This is a genomic window from Streptomyces sp. NPDC024632 (assembly GCF_055559175.1).
Genome location: NZ_JBVHLD010000002.1, coordinates 527,903 through 548,947, shown reverse-complemented (window position 1 = coordinate 548,947; position 21,045 = coordinate 527,903). Strand labels below are relative to the sequence as shown.

Annotated in this window: 20 protein-coding genes; 9 read left to right on the top strand and 11 right to left on the bottom strand. The window is 71.7% G+C overall.

Translation table 11 applies throughout. The annotated features are described in order from the left end of the window. Window positions 1-18: 18 nt before the first annotated feature. From ACZ37P_RS05780 to ACZ37P_RS05770, 3 genes are read right to left on the bottom strand one after another with little or no spacing between them, the layout of a single operon-like run. Complete coding sequence (locus tag ACZ37P_RS05780) at window positions 19-918, bottom strand: TIGR03619 family F420-dependent LLM class oxidoreductase (protein WP_467345023.1); 900 nt, start codon at window positions 916-918, stop codon at window positions 19-21. A 23-nt stretch (window positions 919-941) separates the two neighbouring features. Beyond that, entirely contained in the window at window positions 942-1,187 is a 246-nt protein-coding gene (locus tag ACZ37P_RS05775) for a DUF397 domain-containing protein (RefSeq protein WP_391120399.1), read from the bottom strand. Further along, window positions 1,184-2,062 (bottom strand): helix-turn-helix domain-containing protein, encoded by an 879-nt coding sequence (locus tag ACZ37P_RS05770; RefSeq protein ID WP_391120401.1) that lies wholly within the window; start codon window positions 2,060-2,062, stop codon window positions 1,184-1,186. Before ACZ37P_RS05770 ends, ACZ37P_RS05775 begins: the two co-directional genes overlap by 4 nt. Before the next feature lie 160 nt (window positions 2,063-2,222). Between ACZ37P_RS05770 and ACZ37P_RS05765 the strand changes: the two genes are divergently transcribed. Continuing rightward, a complete protein-coding gene (locus tag ACZ37P_RS05765; RefSeq protein ID WP_355336365.1) occupies window positions 2,223-2,687 on the top strand; it encodes an ATP-binding protein in 465 nt (154 codons plus the stop codon). 24 nt (window positions 2,688-2,711) lie between these two features. Next, window positions 2,712-3,986 (top strand): lanthionine synthetase LanC family protein, encoded by a 1,275-nt coding sequence (locus tag ACZ37P_RS05760; protein WP_467345019.1) that lies wholly within the window; start codon window positions 2,712-2,714, stop codon window positions 3,984-3,986. A gap of 7 nt (window positions 3,987-3,993) precedes the next feature. Here the strand turns inward: ACZ37P_RS05760 and ACZ37P_RS05755 are convergent, their stop codons facing one another. Further along, a complete protein-coding gene (locus ACZ37P_RS05755) occupies window positions 3,994-5,445 on the bottom strand; it encodes an amidase (protein ID WP_467345017.1) in 1,452 nt (483 codons plus the stop codon). A 160-nt stretch (window positions 5,446-5,605) separates the two neighbouring features. On the opposite strand from ACZ37P_RS05755, the gene ACZ37P_RS05750 reads away from it, so the two are divergent. The 4 genes from ACZ37P_RS05750 to ACZ37P_RS05735 all read left to right on the top strand — a co-directional run bounded on the left by ACZ37P_RS05750 (window position 5,606) and on the right by ACZ37P_RS05735 (window position 9,642). Further along, window positions 5,606-6,094, top strand: coding sequence for a MarR family winged helix-turn-helix transcriptional regulator (locus tag ACZ37P_RS05750; protein WP_355336369.1), 489 nt, complete (start codon window positions 5,606-5,608; stop codon window positions 6,092-6,094). 85 nt (window positions 6,095-6,179) lie between these two features. Beyond that, window positions 6,180-7,592: an MFS transporter gene (locus tag ACZ37P_RS05745; RefSeq protein WP_467345015.1), complete on the top strand. Its 1,413-nt coding sequence runs from the start codon at window positions 6,180-6,182 to the stop codon at window positions 7,590-7,592. Window positions 7,593-7,729: 137 nt separating this feature from the next. Next, window positions 7,730-8,149, top strand: coding sequence for a YciI family protein (locus ACZ37P_RS05740; protein ID WP_188285869.1), 420 nt, complete (start codon window positions 7,730-7,732; stop codon window positions 8,147-8,149). 65 nt (window positions 8,150-8,214) lie between these two features. Further along, window positions 8,215-9,642 carry an RNA polymerase sigma factor gene (locus ACZ37P_RS05735; protein ID WP_467345013.1) on the top strand — a complete coding sequence of 476 codons (1,428 nt, stop codon included), beginning with the start codon at window positions 8,215-8,217 and terminating at the stop codon, window positions 9,640-9,642. A 153-nt stretch (window positions 9,643-9,795) separates the two neighbouring features. Here ACZ37P_RS05735 and ACZ37P_RS05730 read toward each other — a convergent pair whose 3' ends face one another. Next, window positions 9,796-10,830: a medium chain dehydrogenase/reductase family protein gene (locus tag ACZ37P_RS05730; protein WP_391042944.1), complete on the bottom strand. Its 1,035-nt coding sequence runs from the start codon at window positions 10,828-10,830 to the stop codon at window positions 9,796-9,798. A 159-nt stretch (window positions 10,831-10,989) separates the two neighbouring features. Between ACZ37P_RS05730 and ACZ37P_RS05725 the strand changes: the two genes are divergently transcribed. Continuing rightward, window positions 10,990-11,667: a TetR/AcrR family transcriptional regulator gene (locus ACZ37P_RS05725; protein WP_467345011.1), complete on the top strand. Its 678-nt coding sequence runs from the start codon at window positions 10,990-10,992 to the stop codon at window positions 11,665-11,667. A gap of 85 nt (window positions 11,668-11,752) precedes the next feature. Further along, window positions 11,753-12,058, top strand: coding sequence for a hypothetical protein (locus ACZ37P_RS05720; RefSeq protein ID WP_467345009.1), 306 nt, complete (start codon window positions 11,753-11,755; stop codon window positions 12,056-12,058). 45 nt (window positions 12,059-12,103) lie between these two features. On the opposite strand, the gene ACZ37P_RS05715 is transcribed toward ACZ37P_RS05720, so the two are convergent. Both ACZ37P_RS05715 and ACZ37P_RS05710 read right to left on the bottom strand, forming a co-directional pair. After that, window positions 12,104-12,862, bottom strand: coding sequence for a hypothetical protein (locus ACZ37P_RS05715; RefSeq protein ID WP_467345008.1), 759 nt, complete (start codon window positions 12,860-12,862; stop codon window positions 12,104-12,106). After that, window positions 12,859-14,253 carry a putative T7SS-secreted protein gene (locus ACZ37P_RS05710; RefSeq protein ID WP_467345004.1) on the bottom strand — a complete coding sequence of 465 codons (1,395 nt, stop codon included), beginning with the start codon at window positions 14,251-14,253 and terminating at the stop codon, window positions 12,859-12,861. The genes ACZ37P_RS05715 and ACZ37P_RS05710 overlap by 4 nt, the downstream gene beginning before the upstream one ends. Before the next feature lie 145 nt (window positions 14,254-14,398). Between ACZ37P_RS05710 and ACZ37P_RS05705 the strand changes: the two genes are divergently transcribed. Further along, complete coding sequence (locus ACZ37P_RS05705; protein ID WP_467345002.1) at window positions 14,399-14,980, top strand: hypothetical protein; 582 nt, start codon at window positions 14,399-14,401, stop codon at window positions 14,978-14,980. On the opposite strand, the gene ACZ37P_RS05700 is transcribed toward ACZ37P_RS05705, so the two are convergent. The 4 genes from ACZ37P_RS05700 to ACZ37P_RS05685 form a co-directional block, all read right to left on the bottom strand. Beyond that, window positions 14,977-16,113: an alpha/beta hydrolase gene (locus ACZ37P_RS05700; RefSeq protein WP_467345001.1), complete on the bottom strand. Its 1,137-nt coding sequence runs from the start codon at window positions 16,111-16,113 to the stop codon at window positions 14,977-14,979. The genes ACZ37P_RS05705 and ACZ37P_RS05700 overlap by 4 nt on opposite strands. A 76-nt stretch (window positions 16,114-16,189) precedes the next feature. After that, window positions 16,190-17,668: an extracellular solute-binding protein gene (locus ACZ37P_RS05695; protein ID WP_467344999.1), complete on the bottom strand. Its 1,479-nt coding sequence runs from the start codon at window positions 17,666-17,668 to the stop codon at window positions 16,190-16,192. Then, window positions 17,665-20,493, bottom strand: coding sequence for a substrate-binding domain-containing protein (locus ACZ37P_RS05690; RefSeq protein WP_467344998.1), 2,829 nt, complete (start codon window positions 20,491-20,493; stop codon window positions 17,665-17,667). Before ACZ37P_RS05690 ends, ACZ37P_RS05695 begins: the two co-directional genes overlap by 4 nt. A 5-nt stretch (window positions 20,494-20,498) precedes the next feature. Next, a complete protein-coding gene (locus tag ACZ37P_RS05685) occupies window positions 20,499-20,996 on the bottom strand; it encodes a hypothetical protein (protein ID WP_467344996.1) in 498 nt (165 codons plus the stop codon). Window positions 20,997-21,045 lie beyond the last annotated feature (49 nt).

Sequence of the window (21,045 nt, the reverse complement as noted above, 5' to 3'; positions counted from 1 at the left end):
GGGTACCGGCTCCTCGGATCAGCCCGCGCGGACGCCGTCGAGTATCGCCAAGGCCCGCTCCACGGACTGGTCGACGCCCGCGTCGCTGTACATCGTGTCGACCATCACATGGTCGATGCCGGTACGTTCGCCCGCGGCCTTGATCACCGTCACCACCTGCTCCGTGGACGTGCCCGCCTCGATGTTGACGCGCAAGACCGCGTCGATGACGCGCGGATCGCGGCCCGCCGTCCGCGCCGCCTCGTCCACCCGCGCCCGCTGCCGGACGATGCCGTCGAAGTCCACGAAGCCCGGCACCACGCACACCGGCAGCCAGCCGTCGGCGCGTTCCCCGATCCGGCGCAGCGCCCGCCCCGAGCGCGCGCCCAGGTACACGGGCGGCCGGGGCCGCCGCGCGGGCTTCAGCGGCGCGTGGTGCAGCGGCACCGACAACCGCGCCCCGCTGTACCCGGCCGGGTCCTTCGTCCAGATCTCTTCGAGTACGTCCAGGGTCTCGTCCATCCTGGCGCCCCGCGTGGCGAAGTCCACGCCCGCGGCCTCGTACTCTTCCGGCGACCAGCCCACGCCGAACCCCGCGAGCAGGCGTCCCCCGCTGATCAGGTCAACGGTCGTGAGCGACCGGGCCAGTTGGACCGGCGGATACAGCGGCGCCACCAGTACGTGGCTGCCGAGCAGGACACGCTCGGTGGCGCTCGCGGCCACGCCGAGCAGGACGAACGGATCGGCCGCCGCGTTCAACTCCGGCGGAATCGTGCTCCCGCCGCCGTACCCGACGCTCGGATCGATGGCGGCCAGATTCCGGTCGCCCACCCACAGGCTGGCTCCGCCCGCCGACTCGATCCCGCGCGCGAACTCGGCGGCCCGCGCGACCTCGAAAGCCTGCTTGTTGAACTGCGGCAGTGCGAATCCGACCTTCATGGCCTCCTCCTACCCCGCCAGCCTCAGAGTTGGCTCGCAAAGCTCAGGAAGTCCGCCCACTGGGCGGGGGAGAAGGCGAGTTGGGGCCCTTCCTTGTCCTTCGAGTCCCGCACGTGGACGGTGCTCGGGCAGGCCGAGACCTCTACGCAGTTGTCGCCGCTGCCACTGCTGTGGCTGGACTTGTGCCAGGTGGCGGCCACTTCGATGCAATTGTCACCCTGAGCACTGCTGTAGCTGCTCTTGAACCAGGCCAGTTCGGGGGTGCTCATAGTTCTCCTCGAAATCGCTCCAGCAGGCTCCGGGTGTCCTCGGGAGTGAGAGCCTGCGCGCGTAGTTTTGCATACCGCTGCTGGAGGATGCTGACCACTTTCGGATCGGAGATCAACTGGCCGGTCTCCTGCCCCTCACCGTAGGCAAGCCACCGATTGTCCGGGGTCTCCTGCATGACGATAGGGCCGATCAATCCCGAGTGAACGCCTGTGGACAATGGCAGGATCTGGATCTCGATGTTCCGCCGCTGGCTCAAATCCAGGATGTGATCGATCAGTTCGCGCGTGACGTCGACGCCGCCCGTCCTGCGTAGGAACAGGTGCTCGTCGAGGACGAAGCTGAAGGCGGTGTTAGGTCGCTCCGTGAGTAGCCGCTTCCGCTTGGCTCGTTCGGCCCATTGCGCCTCCATCTGTTCGTCACTCAGCGGCGGCAGCAAGTCCGCGAACATCGTTTGGGCGTACGCCTCGGTCTGCAACAGGCCCGGGATCATGCGGCACTCGTACGTGTACAGGGTGATCGCGCTCTTCTCCAGCCGCGCCCACTGGCGGAACCAACTGGCCAATCCGCGCTGCCGCCCGAGGTGTTGGTGGGCCTTGCGTAAGGCCCCGGTGTTGCCGAGAACGGGTTCGGCGCGGTCCACGAAGTCGGCGTCGGGCATGCGTCGCCCCTGCTCGATCGAGGCGATCGTGTGTTTGGAGAAGCGCACCTGGTTGCCGAACTCCTCGCGGCTGAGGCGCGCGTGTTCCCGGAGCGCCTGGACAAACGCACCGAAGGTGCGCAAGCTGTCCGAGGTCTCGGGCTCGCTGCCGGGAGTGCCGGCACCCGTACCGGCGGAAGTTTCCGCCTCTCCCGCACCGTCCATGCCATCGGCCATCCTTGGCCACCTCCCGCGCGCCCGCTCGTTTGACCACATCGAGTCGGACAATGCTCACAGGGGGTGACGGGTACTGTCTACGTTTTGTGCGCGTACGCTGGCGCAGCGTACGCGGCGGGACCCTGGTGGGAGGGGCGGGGCCGGGGTCACATTGGGCGGTATGACAGCACCAACGATGCACGAACTCCCCGTGACCGAACGTGAGTTCAGCCAGCGGTTCAGCGCCACGCGGCGCGGGGCCCGGCTGGCGCGGCACGCGGCGTCGAACGAGCTCCACCTGTGGGGTGTCGCGCACGGCACCGAACTGGCCGAGACGGCCGCCCTGTTGGTGGCCGAGCTGGCGACCAACGCCGCCACCCACGGCCGCGTGGCCGGGCGCGACTTCGAACTCCGTATCCGCCTCACGGCGACCCTGCTCCGTATCGACGTCTCCGACGCCCGCGGGGAACGCCGTCCCCCGGACCCCGGCCAGCTCCGTCCCGCCTCCCCGCTCTCCGACTCCGGCCGGGGGCTCCTCCTGGTCGAAGCCCTCGCCACCCGCTGGTCGGTCCTCCCCCGCGACCCCGTCGGCAAGACGCTCCGCGCCGAACTCGACCTCCCCCTTCCCCTGGAAGCGGCCCCGTAGCGAGAGCGTGCCAAAGTGGGCGTTATGACGGCTGACGCAACAGACGTAACAGCGGATGAGGTCGAGGAGTTGTCGGCGGACGCGCTGCGCTGGCTGCTCGGGAACGCGCGGGAGGGCGAGGACGGCGGGCTCGCCTGGACCACCACGCCCTCGGACGACGAGCCGAACGCCTCGCTCTACAGCGGTACGGCCGGTGTGATCCCCGTACTCCTCGAAGCGCGGCGGCACTTCGGGGACGACCGGTACGGCGACGCGGCCGTGCGCGCCGCCCGCAGTGTGGCCGCCGCCGTCGACGGCTGGGACGGCAGCTCGCTGTACTTCGGCCTGACCGGCATGGCGTTCGCGCTGCGGGCCGTCCACGACGAACTGGGCGCCCCGGAGGCTGCGGCAGGCGCCGCGCGGGCCCTGGACCTGGTGCGCTCCCGTTTCGACGGGACGCGCTGGGGCGTGCTGTTCGAACTGCTCGGCGGCAACGCCGGTATCGGCCTGGGCGCGTTGGCGATGGGCGACGCCGACCTGGCCGTGCTCGCCGTGGAGCCGTATCTGCGGACGGCCGAGGAGACCCCGGCGGGCGTCCACTGGGAGGTGCGCACCGACGCGGCCCCGCGCCTGCACCACATCTCGCACGGCACGCTCGGCATCGTGTACGCGCTGGCCCGCGTCGGCTCGGCGACCGGCCGCACCGACCTGGTCGAGCTGGCGCGGGCGGGCGCCGCCGACGTCGTGGCGCGCGACGAGGACGGGCCGGACGGTTTCCTCGTACCCCACTCCGACCCGCAGGACCGTCCCGAACTCATCGAGCGCTACAGCTACGGCTGGTGTCACGGACCGGCCGGTGACGCCCAGGTCTTCCGGCTGCTCCGGGACGTCCTCGACGAGCCCGCCGCCTGGCAGGCGCTCGCCGACCGCTGCTGGCACACCGTGACCCACTCCGGCCTGCCCCGCCGCCTGCGGCCCCGCTTCTGGGACAACAACGGCCGCTGCTGCGGCACCGCGGGCGTCCTCGCCCTCGCCTGCGACCGGCTGGCGGAACAGGGCGACCCCCCGGACTTCGCCCGACTCCTCGCCGCCGACCTCTCCTCCCGCGCCACCCGCGACCGCGACGGCGCCCGCTGGTCCAACATCGAGCACCGCGCCACCCCCAGCACCCTCGAACCCCACCCCGGCTGGGCCATGGGCACCGCCGGCATCGTCCGCGAACTCCTCCGCTTCACCCGCCTCACCCGCCCCCGCCCCGCCGCCACCTCCGCCTACGCCCTCCCCTGGCCCGACCACCACCCCACCACCCCGGCCCGCTGAGGCGGGGTTATGTCGGGGGGTGGAAGCCGCCGGTCAGTGGTTCGAGCAGTTCGGCCAGGCGCAGCGGGGTGCGGTCCTCGAACATCGGGCCGACGAGCTGGACGCCCACCGGCAGGCCCTCGGGGGACCGGCCCGCCGGGATGGCGGTGGCGGGCAGGCCGGGCATGGTGGGCAGACCGGCCCAGACGAGCTGGTCGAAGTACGGGTACCCGGCGCCGTCGATGTCGATCCGGCGTCGCCTCGGATCGGGGCCGTGGTCGTGCGGGAAGGCGGGAGTGGGCGTGATCGGGCAGACCACGGCGTCGAACTCGGCGAAGAACCGCCGCCAGCCGTGCCGGTGGAGCTCGCGGCGGCCGTTCGCGCCGAGCCAGTCGCGGTGGCTCAACACCATGGCGCGCAGCCGCGTCGCCTCCAGGCTCTGGTCGTCCGGGCTCAAGTCGGCGGCGAGGGACCGCAGTTGCTCCTGCGCCTCGACCGGGAAGTGCGCCGTGGAACTCGACATCAGGAGCTGTGTGTAGACCACCGCGGCTTCGGCCAGATCGGGCAGCAGCGGGCTGTGCCGTTCGACGCGGGCGCCGCCGTCGGCCAGGGCGTCGGCCACCCGGCCCACGGCCGCCCGTACCGCGGCCCCGGTCGGAATGTGCGGGTGCTGGTCGAGGACCAGGACCCGGAAGTCGCCGAGCCGCTCGTGGCGCGCGGGCGGCAGCCTCACCTCGTACGCCACACCGGACGTCAGCGGGTCGGGCCCTGCCATGACGTCGAGCAGGAGCGTGAGGTCGCGCGCGGAGCGCGCCATCGGGCCGACGACGGCGAGGTCGAGGTCGACCGGCAGCGCCGGTGCGGGCGGCTGGGCCATGCCGCGGTTCGCCGCCAGCCCGAGCGTCGGCTTGTGCGCGTAGATCCCGCAGAAATGCGCGGGGGTGCGCAGCGAACCGGCGATGTCCGAGCCGATGGACAGCGCGCCGAAGCCGGACGCGAGGGCCGCCGCCGATCCGCCGGAGGAGCCACCCGACGTGCGGCCGTGGTCCCACGGGTTGTTGGTGGTGCCGTAGATCTCGTTGAAGCTCTGGATGTCCTGGAGCCCGACCGGCACATTGGTCTTGCCGAGCACCACCGCGCCCGCGGCCCTGAGCCGCGACACCTGCACCGCGTCCTCGGCCGGCAGGTGGTTCCGGTGCTGCGGCATGCCCCAGGTCGTGGGGAGCCCGGCCACGTCGTACGACTCCTTGACCGTCACGGGAATGCCGAGCAGCGGCCGGTCCTCGCCGCGGGCCCGCGCCGCGTCGGCCTCCCGCGCGGCGGCCCGAGCGCGGTCGAAGTCCGGCACACAGATCGCGTTGACCGCCTCGTCATCCCGCTCGATACGGGCTATCGCCTCGTCGGTCAGTTCCGCCGAGGTCACGTCACCGGCGCGCAGGGCGGTACTGAGTTCTTCCGCCGTCTGAAAGCTTCTGTCCATGCCAGGGACCGTACGGGCGGTCGGCTGGAGCCACGAAATGTCGATTCGGGCAAGGGAAAGCCGCCCCGATCTCCGGGGTCCGGGGGCCACTTCGCGGCTGGCCCCGGCGCGCCCGGAGCCGTAGCCTCCGCAATTGTCGCAGCGCTGTTATATTAGCGCTGTGACAACTTCTGATCCCACCGCGCTCCCCGACCCCTGGCACACCCTGCACGAGCTGCTGGCGGCCATGGACGCCGAGATCGAGCAGCTCTACGTCGAACGCGGCATCACGGGCGTACGGCCCCGGTTCGCGTATCCGCTGATCCGGCTCGCGCACACCGGCCCGCTGACCATCCGCGAGCTGGCGAAGTCCCTGAACCGCTCGCACTCCGCGATCAGCCAGACCGTCGCCGCCATGCGCAAGGAGGACCTGGTCACCTCGGAGCCCGGCCCCGACGCCCGCACCCGGCGGATCGACCTGACCGAACGCGGCCGGTCGCTCGTACCGTTCCTGGAGGCGGAGTGGCGCGCCACCCACGAGACCGTCGCCGAACTGGACGCCGAGGTGCCGTACGCCATGACCGCCGTCGTCGAGGAGGTGCGGCGCGCGCTGGAACACCGGTCGATGCGGCAGCGCATCCTCAACCGCCTTGTCGAGCCGCCGAAGTGAGCGGGCCGAAGTGAGCGGGCCGAAGTGAGCGGGTCGAAGTGAGCGGACCGAAAGTGAGTGAGCGGGTCGAAGTGAGCGGGACGACGTGAGCGGACGGATACGCGTCCGGTTCCTCGACACCCGTCCGCTGCGCGGCAGTCAGCCCTTCCGCGACCTGTGGATCGGCACGTCCGTCTCCCAACTCGGCGGCCAGATAGCCAATGTGGCCGTCCTCGCCCAGGTCTGGGACCTCACCGGCAGCCCGGTCGGCACCGGCGCGATCGGGCTCGCCACCGGCGTGCCGATGCTGCTCTTCGGGCTGCTCGGCGGCGCGTTGGCCGACACCGTCGACCGCCGCGCGCTCGTACGCGCCACCACCACGGGCCAACTCCTGGTCGCCGCCGCCCTGTGCGCCCAGGCCCTGGCCCACAACAGGAACGTCCTGCTCCTGCTCGCCCTCGTCGCCCTGGCCACCGTCTTCAGCGCGCTCGGCGCTCCCGCCCGGCGCACCTTTCCCGTCCGGCTGCTGCCCGGCGACCAGGTCGCGGCCGGTCTCGCCCTCACCAACGTCTCCTTCCAGGCCGCGATGCTGGCCGGGCCCGCCGCGGCCGGACTGATCATCGCCCGCTGGGATTTCCCCGCCGCGTACGGGATTCAGGCCGTGGCCATGGCGGTCTCGATGCTCGCGGTGATTCGCCTGCCGGCGATGCGGCCGGAGGGGGGTGAGGGGACGGCGTCCGAGAGGGGCGGTGGCTGGCGTCGGCGCGCGAAGTGCGGTGGGCTTGGGCGCGCGCTCGGGAAGGGCGGTGGGCTTGGGCGCGCGCTCGGGAAGGGCGGCGGGCGGCGGCGTGCCGAGCGCGGTGGGTGGCGGATCGTCCTGCGCCGACCCACCCTCTGGGGCTCGATGGCCACCGACCTGGCCGCGACGCTCCTCGCCATGCCCGTGGCGCTCTTCCCCCTCGTCAACGAGATCCGCTTCGGCGGCAACCCGCGGACCCTCGGCCTGTTCCTCTCGGCCGTCGCGGTCGGGGGCATCACGGCCGGTCTGCTCTCCGGCACGGTGACCCGCTGGCGGCGCGGCGGCCTCGTACAGCTCTCCGCAGCCGTGGTCTGGGGCCTGGCGCTGGCCGGGTTCGGGCTGGCGGGGCCTTTGTGGCTGGCGCTCGGCTGCCTGGCCGCGGCGGGGGCCGCCGACACCGTGTCCGTCGTCACGCGCAGCGCCCTGGTCCAGTTGGAGACGCCGGACGCGTACCGGGGGCGGGTCTCCTCCGTGGAGCACGTGATCGGTGTCGCGGGGCCCGAACTCGGCAACTTCCGGGGCGGTCTGCTGGCCTCGGCCACCTCCGCCCCGTTCTCCCTGGTCCTCGGCGGGGTGTCCGCGGTCCTGGCGGTGCTGGCCGTGGCCGCGACGAACGCGCCGCTCCGGGCGTACCGCACGCCGTCCCACGGCGGTGCGGACACCGACGCCGGGCCGGTCCCGGACGCCGACCTGGCGGTGGCCTCCGGCCAGGTCCCGTGAATTCTCCGAATTCGATCCGGCCGCCGTGTCGATCCGCTCCCGCGCCGTTCGACCTTGGGGGTGAGAGGGTCGGAAAACGGCCCCCGGAGCGCGTCAGCGCTGGACGCACGGAACAGAACAGAGTGGAGACAGCCGTCATGGCGAAGTACATGCTGATCATGCGTGGTACGGACGAGTCCGTCGCGAAGATGATGGAGACCCCGTTCGACGAGATGCTGGAGACGGTCGGCCGGTTCAACGAAGAGCTGATCCGGGCCGGGGTCCTGGTGGCGGCGGAGGGGCTCGACGACCCGGGCCAGGGGGTCGTGGTCGACTTCAGCGGTGAGGCGCCGGTGGTCACCGACGGCCCGTACGGCGAGACGAAGGAGCTGTTCGGCGGCTTCTACCTGATCGACGTGGCCTCGAAGGAGGAAGCGGTCGAGTGGGCGAAGCGGCTGCCCGCCGTCGCCGGTTCGAAGTGCGAGGTGCGCCGGGTGCCGAGCATCGAGGAGTTCCCGCAGGACAACGAGTGGATCACCAAGGAGCGGGCGTGGCGCGAGCGGACGGGCCAGATCTGAGCGGGCCGGATCTGAGCGGACCGGTTCCTGACGGGCCGGATCTGAGCGGACCGGTTCCTGACGGGGTGGCTCGGGGCGGGTCGGTTCCGGGCGGGTCGGCTCCCGGCGGACCGGCTCCCGGCGGGTCGGCCCCCGGCGGGTCGGCTCCCGGCGGGTCGGCTCCCGACAGGCCGGCTCCCCGCAGTACGGAGGCCGCGCGCCGCGCCGTCGAGGCCGTCTGGCGGATCGAGTCGGCCCGCGTCGTCGCGGCCCTGGCCCGTTACACCGGGGACTTCGAACTGGCCGAGGACGTGGCGCAGGAGGCCCTGGCCGAGGCGCTGGTCGGCTGGTCACGCGACGGCACACCGGCGAACCCGGTGGGCTGGCTGCTCGCGACCGGGCGGCGGCGGGCGATCGACGCCTTCCGCCGCCGCTCGGCGCTGGACCAGCGGTACGCGCTGCTCGCGGGGGAGGCGGCCGAGGACGCGGGTACGGGCGTCGCCACGGGAAGGGCCGCGGGCCCGGATACGGGTGTGGGCTCGGCGGCCGACGCCGACCTGCCCTGGGACCCGGACTGTATCGATGACGACATCCTGGCCCTGATGTTCATCTCCTGCCATCCGGTCCTCTCGCCCGAGGCCCGCGTGGCCCTGACCCTGCGCGCGGTCGGCGGCCTGGCCAGCGAGGAGATCGCGCGCGCCTTCCTGGTGCCGGTGCCGACCGTCCAGGCGCGGATCACCCGTGCGAAACGTACGATCGCCGCCGCCGAGGTCCCGTTCGCCCTGCCCCCGGCCGAGGAACGGCGGGAACGGCTCGGCGGCGTCCTCAGCGTGCTCTACGTCATCTTCACCGAGGGGTCGACCGCGACGTCCGGCGACGACCTCCTCCGCCCCGACCTGGCCTACGAGGCGATCCGGCTCACCCGCGTACTGGCCGCCCTGCTGCCGCGCGAGCCCGAGGTGCACGGTCTGCTCGCCCTCTGCGAACTGACCGCCGCCCGCTTCCCCGCCCGCACCGGTCCCGACGGCGAGGCCGTACTCCTGGAGGACCAGAACCGGCGCCTGTGGGACCGCTCGGCGATCCGCCGTGGCCGGGCGGCTCTCGAACGCGCCTCCACCGTCGGGCGCGGCCTCGGCCCGTACGGCCTCCAGGCGGCCATCGCGGCCTGCCACGCCTCCGCGCCCTCCGTCGCCGCGACCGACTGGGAACGGATCGTCGTGCTCTACGAAGCCCTCGGCCGTATCGCCCCCTCGCCGGTCGTGGACCTCAACCGCGCGGTCGCCGTCGCGATGGCCCACGGGCCGCAGGCCGCCCTCGACCTCGTCGACGAACTCGCCGCCGCCGGTCACCTCTCCCATTCCCATCTCCTCCCCACCGTGCGCGGTGAACTCCTCGCCCGCCTCGGCCGCACCGCCGAAGCCCGCGCCGCACTCCAGCTCGCCGCCCGCCACTGCCCCAACACCCGCGAACGCGCCTTGCTGCTCCGCAAGGCCGATGCCCTGCCGATGCCGTGACCCCGTCCGGGCGTCAGCGGTGCGTCGGTGGCGGTGGCGGTGCGTCGGTGGCGGTGGCGGTGGCGGGGTCGGGGTGGGTGCCGGTGCCGGGGTTGAGGGGCGGTGCCGGTGTCGGACCGGCCGGGCCCGTGCTCGACCGGGGCGGCGGGCGCGTCACGCCGTGAGGACGACCTTCCCGGCGACCGTCCCCGACTCGGCCAGCCGGACCGCCTCCGCCACGCGTGCCAGCGGCAGTTGGGCCGCCACCCGGGCGGTGACGTCGCCGCGCTGGAGCGCGGCGAAGACCTCGGTGAGGTCGGCGCGCAGCCGGGCCCGGAAGCGGTCCTTGGCCAGGGCCTTTCCGGCCCAGAGGTTGTAGAAGTAGGCGCGGCGGCCGTTGGGTAGCGTGTTCCAGACCCAGACGCGGGCGATGATCTTGAGCACGGGCCACTGCTTGGAGCCCTCGTCGTTGAGCGTGGACGCGGTGCCGTAGGAGACGAGCGTGCCGCCGGGCGCGAGCAGCCGCCACGAGTCGACGACGCCCCGGCCGCCGACGTGGTCGAAGACGGCGTCCACCCCGCCGGGCGCGAGGGCGCGGACCTGAGCGGCGACGTCACCCGCGCGGTAGTCGACCGGTGTGACGCCGCGCTCCCTGAGCGCGTCGTGGTGCCGTACGGACGCCGTGCCGATCACCTTGACGCCCGCGACCCGCGCCAGTTCGACCAGGACGGAGCCGACGCCGCCGTTCGCGCCGAGCACGAGGACGGTCTGTCCTGCGCGGACGCGCGCCTTGCGGTGCAGCATCTGCCAGGCGGTGGCGCCGTTGACCACCATCGCCTCGGCCTCCGCCGCGCCGACCCCCTCGGGCACCGGGACGGTGTCGGCGGCGTCGACCACGACGTGGCTGGCCCAGCCGCCGGTCTTGGTGAGCGCGGCGACCCGCGTGCCGACCAGGTCCGTGCCGACGCCCTCGCCCGCCGCCTGCACGGTGCCGACCAGGTCGTAACCCGGCACGAAGGGGAACGGCGGCTGGTCGTAGTAGCGGCCCCTGCGCATCTGCTGCTCGGCGAAGGAGACGCCGGTGGCCTCCATCCGCACCACGACCTGGCCGGGGCCCGGCGTGGGGACGGTGCCGTGCCTGACCTGGAGGCCCTCCGGCTCGACCTTGCCGGGCAGGACGACCTCGGTGAGTTCTTCGGTGGTGTTCATGGCGGCCTCCGCTGCGAGCTGCTCGTTACTGATGTTTGCGTTCGTTAGAAGTTCTAACACCTCACGATCGGGAGTGTCAATAGCGTTCGTGATAGCCTCTAACTAAAGGGAACACGGGCACGTCGTACGGGCACGACGTACGGGAAGGAGGCAAGGCCAGTGGCTGAACCGGGTACGACCACCAGCACTCCGCGCGAGCGGTACCGGGCCCAGGTCCGCGAGGAGGTCAAGAAACACGCGTGGGAGCAGATCGCGACGGCGGGCGCCTCAGCGCTCTCCCTCAACGCCATCGCCAAACAGATGGGCATGAGCGGCCCCGCGCTCTACCGCTACTTCGCCGGGCGCGACGAACTCATCACCGAGCTGGTCAGGGACGGCTACCGCAGCCTCGCCGACACCTTCCTCAGCGTCCACGCCGCCGCCTCGGCCTACGACTCCCGGCCCGAGCTGGCCGCCCTCGCCCACGCCCTGCGCGGCTGGGCCCTGGAGGACCCGCACCGCTACTTCCTCCTCTACGGCACGCCCGTCCCCGGCTACCACGCCCCCGACGACATCACCGGCATCGCGTCCGAGATCATGGCCGTCCTCCTGGACGCCTGCGTCGCCCTCGACCCCGACGCCACCGCCCCCGTCACCCCCTTCGACGCCCACCTCGCCACCCACCGCGCATGGGCCGACCCCCACCCGGCCCCCACCACCGCCCTCCACCGCGCCCTCACCTGCTGGACCCGCCTCCACGGCGTCCTCTCCCTCGAAGCCGCCGGCCACTTCACCGGCATGTCCCTCGACCCCGCCCAGCTCTACGAAGCCGAACTCCACGCCCTCCTCAAACCCTGAGCTCACCGCCGCGCCAAGGCAGTTGGACCTATTCTGGGAATCGGCAGAGGCGCGACACGAAGACGCGATACGGACGGGGGGCCGGATGTCTTTTCTGCGGTTCGCGGGCGACGAGGTCAAGGACATGGCACGCAAGCTGGAGACCAGCGGCGACCAGATGAAGAGCGCTTCGAAGGAGATGAAGCACGCCAACACCAAGGAGATCGGCCACTCCGGTCTGGAATCGGCGTGTGACGACTTTGCCGACTCCTGGGACTTCGGATTCGGCCAGCTCTCCAAACTCACCCAGGGCGTCTCGGAGTTCGCGAATCAGGCCGCCGAGGAGTTCGCCAAGATCGATCAGAAGCTCCTCGACGAACTCAAGAAGGCGGGCGAGGGCGGCGGCGAGTAATCCGTCCGCCGCTCGCCCCGCGGGCTCACTCCCCGCGCCTCGGCCTCAACCCTCGTGCTCCTGGGACGGATTGAAGGTGAACGTCCGCCCGATGTGTGCGAGCCGCCCGCTGTAGGAGTCCAGCAGGAAGAGCGACGGCGTCGAGATCGTCACGTAGACGCAGTAGTCGCGGGGCGCCGGGACGATCAGTTGCAGCGCCGCCACGGGCAGCGTCGGCCGTATTGTCGCCGCGGCGCCGGTAGGATCCTCGACTCCGGCCGCGGCGGCCATGCCCGCGGGGAGCGTCAGCAGCCGCAGCGAGGTCGACATCACGCCGGGCCCCGCGGGCAGCTTCGCGGCGATCAGGATGTCCTGCCTGCCCTGCACACCCTTGCCCAGAGGGAAGTTCAGCTCTTGAAGCCGGCCCTCGCGTGCGAAGAGCTTGCGCTGCTCCGCCTGGAAGATCGCCTCGGCGGCGAGCAGTCGGTCCCGGTGCGTGCTGGGCCGTACCGTCACGGCCAGCAGGCCCATCGACAGGCGTTCGTCACCCTCCACGTCCTCCGTACCCAGACACATCGCGGTAAGGACGACGGTGTCCCCGCTGCCCGCGGCCAGACCCGGCAGACTGGCACGCATCTGCGCTCCCGCAGAAGCCAGTTGCTCCTCGTCGGCGTCGGGCATCAACGTGGCCAGCGCCTCGTGCCAGCCTTCGGACTCAGTGGGTTCCGGCAGCCGGATGAACTCGTCGGGTACCTGGTATCCGAACGCGTACGGGATCTCCCGCCCCGCGCCCTTTGCCGTGCCTTGGGCAGTCGGGCCGCTCACGCCGCTGTCCCGTACTGCCCCTGCTCCAGCCCCTTGGCGAAGCTGTTGCCCGCTGACGTCAAGGTCGTGGGCCCGTCGAACGTCGGGCCGAGCGGGCCGGGCGCCATGACCGTGGGATTGTTGTCGGGCGCCTTGTAGTTGACGAATCCGGCGATCGGCCCGACTACGGGGATGTCGGAGATGTTCCAGTCGCCGTCGGTCCACCGGCCGTCGTTCGCGTTGGACCCGAGCGCGAAGCCCGCGCCGGTGACGGTGCCCACGAAGTCGAACACCTTGCCCGTGGCCACATACGTCCAGCCCTGCCCTGCCATGCTGAAACCGCGCAGGGTGTTGGCGACACCGCTGGGTATCTTGGCGATGTTGCCCAGCGCGCCGGGCCGGATCTTGCCGAGCGTCGCCACGATGCCTTCCGCGACCCGCAGTTCACGCCCCGCCTGTACCATCGCGCGCCCGGCCTTCATCATGCTGCCGCCCGCCAGACCGATACCGCCCGCGATCACACCCGCGGCGTCCCAGGCCAGAGTCTGCCAGGTCACACCTTCGGCGCCGCCGATCATCGCGGCGCTGTGCGCGGCGAGCGCGCCCACGCCGACGATGAAGCCGATCAGGCCGAGCGCCCCCACTCCGGTGCCGAGAGCGAGGGCGACCAGGCAGATCACGCCGATGACCATCGCGATGTCGGCGAGTATGTCGCCGACCAGTTTCCAGAAGTTCGGATCGGACAGGACGTTCCACGCGTCGGCGAGGAAGTCGGTGACGCTGTCGACCAGATTGTCGAACCAACCCGGCTTCGGCGGGGCGTCGTCGGTGGCGTCCTTCAGCGCGCGCGCCGTCGAGTCGGCCGCGGTGGTGTACTCGACGTGCAGAGTACGGGCGCGCCCCCGGACCGACTCCAGTTCGCCGTGCGCCGTGTCGTACGCCTGCTGCTTGCCCTTCTTGTCCCGCTCGTGCGCTTCCTTCTCCGTGTCGGACATCGTGGAGGTGTCCGCGGGAAGACCGGTCAAGGAACTCTTGGTCGAGTCGACCTTCCGCGCCGCGGCAGCCGCCTCTTCCTCCAGCCCGCGGGCCCGCGACTGGAAGCCGTCCAGACTGGTCTCCCAGCCCGCCAGGGCCCGGTGCGCCGAATTCACCGCGTCAAGGGCCTTCTTGAGATATGGCGGAATCTTTTCCACGGACTCCGTGAAGGCATCGGCGGACTTCCCCACCCATACACCGTCCGAGGTGCCGATCTTGCTCAGTTGGCTCTGGGCGCTGCCGCTATTGTGGGCCACTTGCCCCACCGCGGAGACCATCAGACGGACGGTTTCCAGATCCCCCGGAGCCGGATCGAAGCCAAGGTTCGGATACTTCAACGAGCCCACGCTCGCCCCCCATCCGCATGACGAACTCATGCCGCTTCGTTCAGAGATGACTTTTTCTTGACCAAGCTATAAGAAGATCCTTGCGGTATGGATGGTTCCGCCGAGTCCCGGATGCGGGTCCGCCGGCGGGGACCGGACAAAAGGTCATGCCAGACCACGGAGGCCGGAGGTCGTGATGTTCGTGGAGGCTCAGCTCAAGGCGCTGATGCGGGACGGGGCGCGGGGGGCGGCGCGGCATGAGGCGCGGAATCTGGTGGGGTCGTGGCGGAGATTCGCGGCGTTCGCCTTTGTCGCCGAGCAGTACGGCTACCGGTACGAGGGGATGGCGGCGACGTCGCCGAAGGGGAGTCCGAATCCGTATTTCGGGTTCCGGCGGGAGGCGGACGCGGCGGAACGGGCGACCCTGGCCGCCGCGCGGTATCCCGAGGGACTGCGCGGCGGCCAGTTGCCGGGAATGCGGCCGGGACGGCGGCGGCTGCGGCCGTCGCCGGAGGTGCGAGAAGCGGTCGAGCTGCTGCACGCGCGTATTCAGGTGGACTACGCGCGAGGTCATCGCAGGCGCGGCCTGATCCAAGTAGTGGTGCTGCCGCTGGCGTTGCTGATCCCGCTGTCCCAGTTCGGGTTCACGGCGGGGCCGTTGCTCGTCTGCGGCGGTGTCTGGGCGTTCTTCGTCGGGTTGTGGGGGCTGGGGGTGCTGCTGTCCCGGCGGCGGTTGGTGAAGTACGGCGCCGTGTTGCGGGCCGCTGACCGGGCCTAGGAGGTGGGGGCGGGGAGGGCTATGCGGGTGGTGGCGGGGGTGTGGGGGAGGGGGTGGCGGCCGGTGAGGACGGGGAGGCCCGTGGGGTCGGCGTACAGCTCGTAGCGGTAGAAGGCGACGGCGTACGCGGTGAGGGCGTCCTGCTGGTGGGCGGGGGTCAACTCCTGCGCGGGGCAGGTGCTGTCGTCCTCGCCGAGCGAGGCCGGCGGGGTCCAGGACCGGTTGTAGTAGTTGTGGTTGGCGTGCTGGAGCGAGACGGAGAAGTCCGTCACGGTGTTCAGGCCCGCGATGTCGTCCAGATACTCCTGGCCCTGCTCGTGGACGGCTCCGTCACAGGTACTGGTGACGACCGCGAACGGCACCTTCGTGTCGAGGGTGTCGCTGTTCTCGCCCTCGGGGTAGTCGAACTTGACCGGCGCCAGCGCGAGAACGGCCTTCACCCGTACGCCCGTCGGCCACTCGGCGCGGTGCTTGTCGGACGCCTGCCACATGGCGCCCTTGCCGCCGCGCGAGTGCCCCAGGGTGCCGACGCGCGTCATGTCGACGTGGCCGGTGAACGCGGGCGCGACCGCGCGGCCGGTCGCCGGGTCGGTGAAGCGGCCCTTCAGGGCGCCGCCGCCATTGGCCAAGTCCCGCCACAGCCGCAGGTGTTCATTGATCAGGCGGGCGCGGTCGCCGTAGTCGAAGGACGTCATGTTGATGGCGTCGGCGCTGAGCGAGACCACGACGAAGCCGCGCTCGGCCAGTGCGCGGCCGAGGTAGTCGTAGCCCCGGTAGCTCGGGTACGGGTGCGAGCCCGCCGGGCACGGCCAGGTCTGCGCGTCCGCGTCGTCGCAGGCGTACCAGGAGCCGTGCGACATGACGACCAGCGGCAGCCGCCCGGTCAGATGACGCGGGTAGTGCACCACGGCCCGCACCTCGCTGACCGTGCCGGACTCCGGATCGGTGAACGCCGTGTCCCCGAGGTCGTATTCGGCGGTCTCGACGCCGGCGGCGGTCGTGGCGGCGGTCTCGGCGGTCGCATGCGGTACGGCGGCGACGGCCGGTGTCTGCGTGCCCGCCGCCAGGAGCCCGGCGGCCAGCAGCAGCGAGGCCGCCGCCGTGCGGACGGTGGATCGAAGAGGAGATCTCATACTCCGGTCAACACGCTGGAGCACCGCCCGAGTTGCCTCACCGGCCCCAGGCGTGTCAAAGACGGTCGCCAGCGCCCTACTTGCCCTTCAGGATCTTCGCCAGCGACCGGTCGAGGGAGTCGGCGAGCGGCCCCGGATCGATGGACGAACCGCCGCCGCTGAACGGACCGGTGTCGGAGATCCAGTCGTGCAACTGCGCCTGGAGAAGCTGCGTGAGAGCGCCGTAGTACGGAGTGCGGGGGCGCTGCACCGCCTGGGTCAGCGCGGGCAGCAGCGTGGAAGCGGCGTACGCGGGGCGGCCGTCGGCGTCGCGCGGCATGTCGAGCGACTCCGACGACGCCGAGGCCCCCGGACTCGGAGAGCCGCCGGAACCCCCGGACCCGCCGGAACCCCCGGACCCGCCGGAACCCCCGGACCCCTTCGTGCCCGGCGCGAGCGTGCACCGCACCTTCGCGTCCTTGTACGCCGACTCCCGCGTCGCCGCGAATCCGGCGTCCAGCAGGCACCGCTCCGACTGCGCGTCCGTCAGGTACTTGACCAGGTCCAGCGCGTACTTCGCGCGCGGCGACCCCGCCGCCACGGCCAGATTCTGCCCGCCGAGCACGGCCTTCCCCGGCAGCCGCGCCACCTGCATCTGCGACGGGCCGAAGGTCCGCGACAGCGCGCCGTACGCGTACGGCCAGTGCCGCAGGAAGACGGTGTGCCCGGCCGCGAAGTCGCCGAGGGATGTCGACTCGTCGGAGGTGAGCGCCTCGGGCAGCGTCTCGTCATGGCCCGCGCGGGACTTCAACTCGCTCAAAGCCGCCCGCAGTTTTGCCGGGTCGGCCGTGTAATGACCTTCGGTGTCCGCGAGTTGGACCCCCACCGAGGCGAACGCCTCAATGGCGTTGACCGTCAGCCCCTCGTACGCGCCGAGTTGGCTCGTCCACCCCGCCATGTAGCCCTTGGGCTGGTGGTCCTTGTCGGCGTCGACATCGCTGATGAGCGTCTGGAGCTCCTGCCAGGTGGTGTCGGCCTTCGGGAAGCTCGCCGGATCGATGCCGATGGCCTTGATGGTGTCGGCGCGGTAATAGAGCAGCCCCACATCGCTGTTGAAGGGCGCCGCGTAGGTGTGGCCGTCCCACCGCGCGGTGCCCGCGACGGACGGGATGACGTCCCCGTCGTCGAGATTCATCTGGTGGTCGAGCGGGCTGATCAGCCCGGCCTGCGCGAACTCCGGCACCCAGGTGACGTCCAGATTCACCACGTCGTACGCGGAACTGCCGGACTGGAGCGCGCCGAGCAACTGGCTGCGCTGCTGGTCGGCCTCGCCGGGCAGCTCGACCAGCCGCGCCGGGTGCCGCCTGCCCTCCGGCGTCCCGTTCCACTGCTCGATGAGCTGCTGGCGCACCCCGTCGCTGCCGGTCACGTCCAGACCGCTGGCCACGATGATCTCGCCGCCGCCGGTCGTCGTGGGCTGCGCGGCACGGCCCCCGCCGCCCCCGCCGGTGCACGCGGCGGCGGCGAGCGCGAGCAGGCACAGGGCGGCGGCGGTCGCCGCGCGACGCCGCCTCACCGGGCGTTCCCCGTTCCCGCGCGGGCGACGTCGTCGCGCAGCTCCGAGACCTGGCTGCTCGACGCGTTCAGACAGCGCCCGCCGCTGGTCCTGGCGATCTGCGCGCCGACCGAACCGGCAGCGCAGCCGCCGCCCGGCGCCAGGGACACCCACTCCACCGGTACGGGACGGGCGGCGATCCGCGCCAGCAGGTCGGGGAGATCCCGGCCCTTGAAGTGCTCGTCGTCCTCGTCGTCGGTGATGTAGACGATCAACTGCGCCCCGCCGGTGGCCTTCTGGCGCTCCGTCATCTCGGTGAGCGCGGCGTCCAGCGCGGGTCCCGGGTAGGACTCCTCGTCCACCAGCTTCGTCGCCTTGACCTCGCGGCGGATACCGGCGAGGTCGGAATGCCTGCCCAGCGGCACCAGTTGCTGCGTCGGCGGCTTGTCGACCACCGTCCACACGCCGTACGCGTCGTCCGGCCCGAAGGTGTCGAGCGACTGCGACAGCAGGTCGAGGGCGCCCGCGGAATTGCTCCAGTAGGTGTCCATCGAGCTGGACTTGTCCAGCAGATACAGCACCCGGCCGGGGCCGAGCGCGTGCCGGTAGCGGTCCAGCGCACTGCCCACGGCGGCGGCGTACCTCGCCAGCCACTGGGCGTCGGGCGGGTAGGTGCCGGGCATGACCGTACTGCCGGGAACGACGGCCCCGGAGCCCGTGTCCGTCGCCGTGCCGCTCGCGGAACCGCTGGTGGTGCCGGTCGCGCCCCCGACCGTCCGGTAGCCGTCGTCGGTGAAGACCTTCTGCCCGGCCGCGCCGGTCAGCCAGGTGTGGAAACGGTCGACGGCGTCCTTCCTGGCCGTCGCGTCGCGGTCCGCGCCCTTCCATGTGACGTGCACGAACGGCAGGTCGAGCGGCGCGACATCGGCCGGATACTGCGGCGCGCGGGGATGGAGCCTGTTGTTGTCGCAGCCCACCCGCGCCTTGGCGTCCGCGTGCGTGTTGAACTGCGTCATCACCTGCTCGGGCACCAACACCGCCGCGTTGTCCTTGAGTTCGGGGTCCGCCCCGGCCAGCGCGCACATCAGCGCGTACGAGTCGGGCTGCGCGGGCCGCAGTTGGGCCGCCTGCCGCTCGAACTGCCCCACGACCGCGTCGCTCACGGGCGAGACGCCGTTCTGCCCGTACACCCCGACCGTCGCGAGCTGCGCCGAATCCGTGGACTCGGGATCGGCGCGGAGCACCGGCACCGTCTTGGGGTTGTTGCGCTTGAGCTGGTCGAGGAGCTGACCGAGCGGGGTGCCCGTGACCGAGGCCGGGGTACTGGCCAGGGTCGTCGGGATGGCCAGCACGACCGGGGTGTACGCGACCGCGCCGAGCGAGCCGAGCTCCACGTCGTCGCTTTTGCCGACAAGGGACTTGGCGCGGGCCAGGGTGACGTCGGAGCCCGGTATCCAGATGTCCGGCTGCGCGCCGATGTCGCGCTGCGGGCGCAGTTCACCGGTCGAGCGCGGCGTACGCCAGTCGGCCGCGTGCTGGAAACCGGTCACCGCGTCGGCGGACTTGGGGTCGACCAGGCTGATCCCGGAGCGGCGGCAGCCGCTCCCCGTATGGTTGGCGCCCGAGGTCAGATACGCGGCCACGGCCTTCTTCACGGTCGGCGCCGCGTCCGGGTCGGTGAGCAGCCGCAGTTCGACCGGCGGCGCGCAGGCCGTACTCCCGCCGACCCAGGTGTAGACGCCGTAGCCGCCTCCGGCGAGGAGCACCGCGAAGGCGGTGAACAGCGGGATCAGGACCTTGAGGTTGTGGCCCTTGCCGGGACCGGCTGTGCCCGAACTCTCCTTACGGGGACGGCCCTTGCGCTGCTCGCGCTCCCCAGGACGGCCGCGCTCCCCACGGCTTCCCCGTTCCCCGCGACCACCCCGTTCCCCACGGCTTCCGCGCTCTCCGCGACGGCCCCGCCCCGTACGCGCCTCGCCCGCGCCGATCCCGGCCGCCGCGAGCGCCGCCCGCCACCAGGCCGCCCGGCCCGCGGCGTTCCGCCGGTCGATCTCCTCCAGCAGCCGCGGCGAGAGCCCGAGCAGTACGTCCTGCCGGGACTCGGCGGCGTGGTGACGCGGCACCCACGGGTCGTCGCCGCCTTCCGTGAACTTGTGCCGCATCGCCTCGTACAGCGCGGCCGACAGCGGGATCAGCTCGATCCGCGCGGCCTCTTCCGGCCCGATGTCCTCATCGGTCCTCGGCAGCCCGTCGCGCAGCAGCCGGATGAGCTGTTTGGTGTACGGCGTCGGCTCGTGCCCGTTGCCCCCCGGTATCCGGCGGTTGATCTGGACGGCGGTCAGCACCGAGATACGGTCCCTGCCGCGGTGCAGCGTGCCCGGCTTGAATTCGAGCAGCGCGTTGCCCGCGTAGCAGCAGTCCAGGATCACCACGATCCGGTCGACCAGCCGGCGTTCGGCGATGTCCCTGAGCCTGGGCAGCACATGGCTGCTCCAGGACACCGCCTCCGCGTAGTCGTCGCGGCCGATCCTGCGGGACTCGCCGACCAGCAGGTGGAAGTTGTCGCCGTTGCGGTCCACTCCGCCGTGTCCGGCGAAGTAGAGCAGGAACAGGCCCTCGGCGGCCTTGGCCTCGTTCTCCAGGTGCGAGAGGAATTCGAGCTGGGTCCTGGGGAGCACCTGCCGGACCTCGTTGGCCCCGAACACCCCTCCGGCCATCAGGGTTTCGACCAACTGGCCGAGGTTGTGCCGCACGCCCGGCAGGTCGTCCAAGTGGTCGTACCGGTACACCCCGAAGAGCAGTGCGCGATTGGCCTTGCCGCGTGGGTCGTAAGCATGCGAGGACACGATGGCTAGGTGTTCCTTCCGCCTTCGTCGTCCTCCGGCTCCTCGTCGGCGTCGTCCGTGTCGTCCGCCCCGTTGCCCCCGTTGGCTGCGCCGTCCCCGTCCCCGGCCCCGTCGCCGCCGTCGACCCCGTCGCCCGCGCCGTCCGCCTGGACGTCGGTCACCATGGGGTGGTCGTCGCTGCTGCTGTTGGCCGCCCACGCGTGGGCGGCGACCTTCGCGCGGTTGTAGAGGTCCTCGAAGACCGGGGTGATGGCCGCGCCCGCGATCACCAGCACCAGTTCGACGAGGCCGCCGCTCATCGGCGGGCCGTCCCGCCGCTCCTCCGGGTCATGCCGCCCGCCGTCGTACTCGCGGACCTCCGCCGTGAGCTGATGCGCGGCCTCGGCCTGCGCGAACCAGTCCTCCAGGCTCAGCCAGCGGTACAGCGCTTCCAGATCCTGCGCGTCGTCGCCAGTGACCCGAATCCGGATCCTGCGGCCCGGCTCCCCGTCCCCATGAGTCATAACTCACTACTCTTGCACGGACGCTGACACTCCGTCACTACCTTGCGCC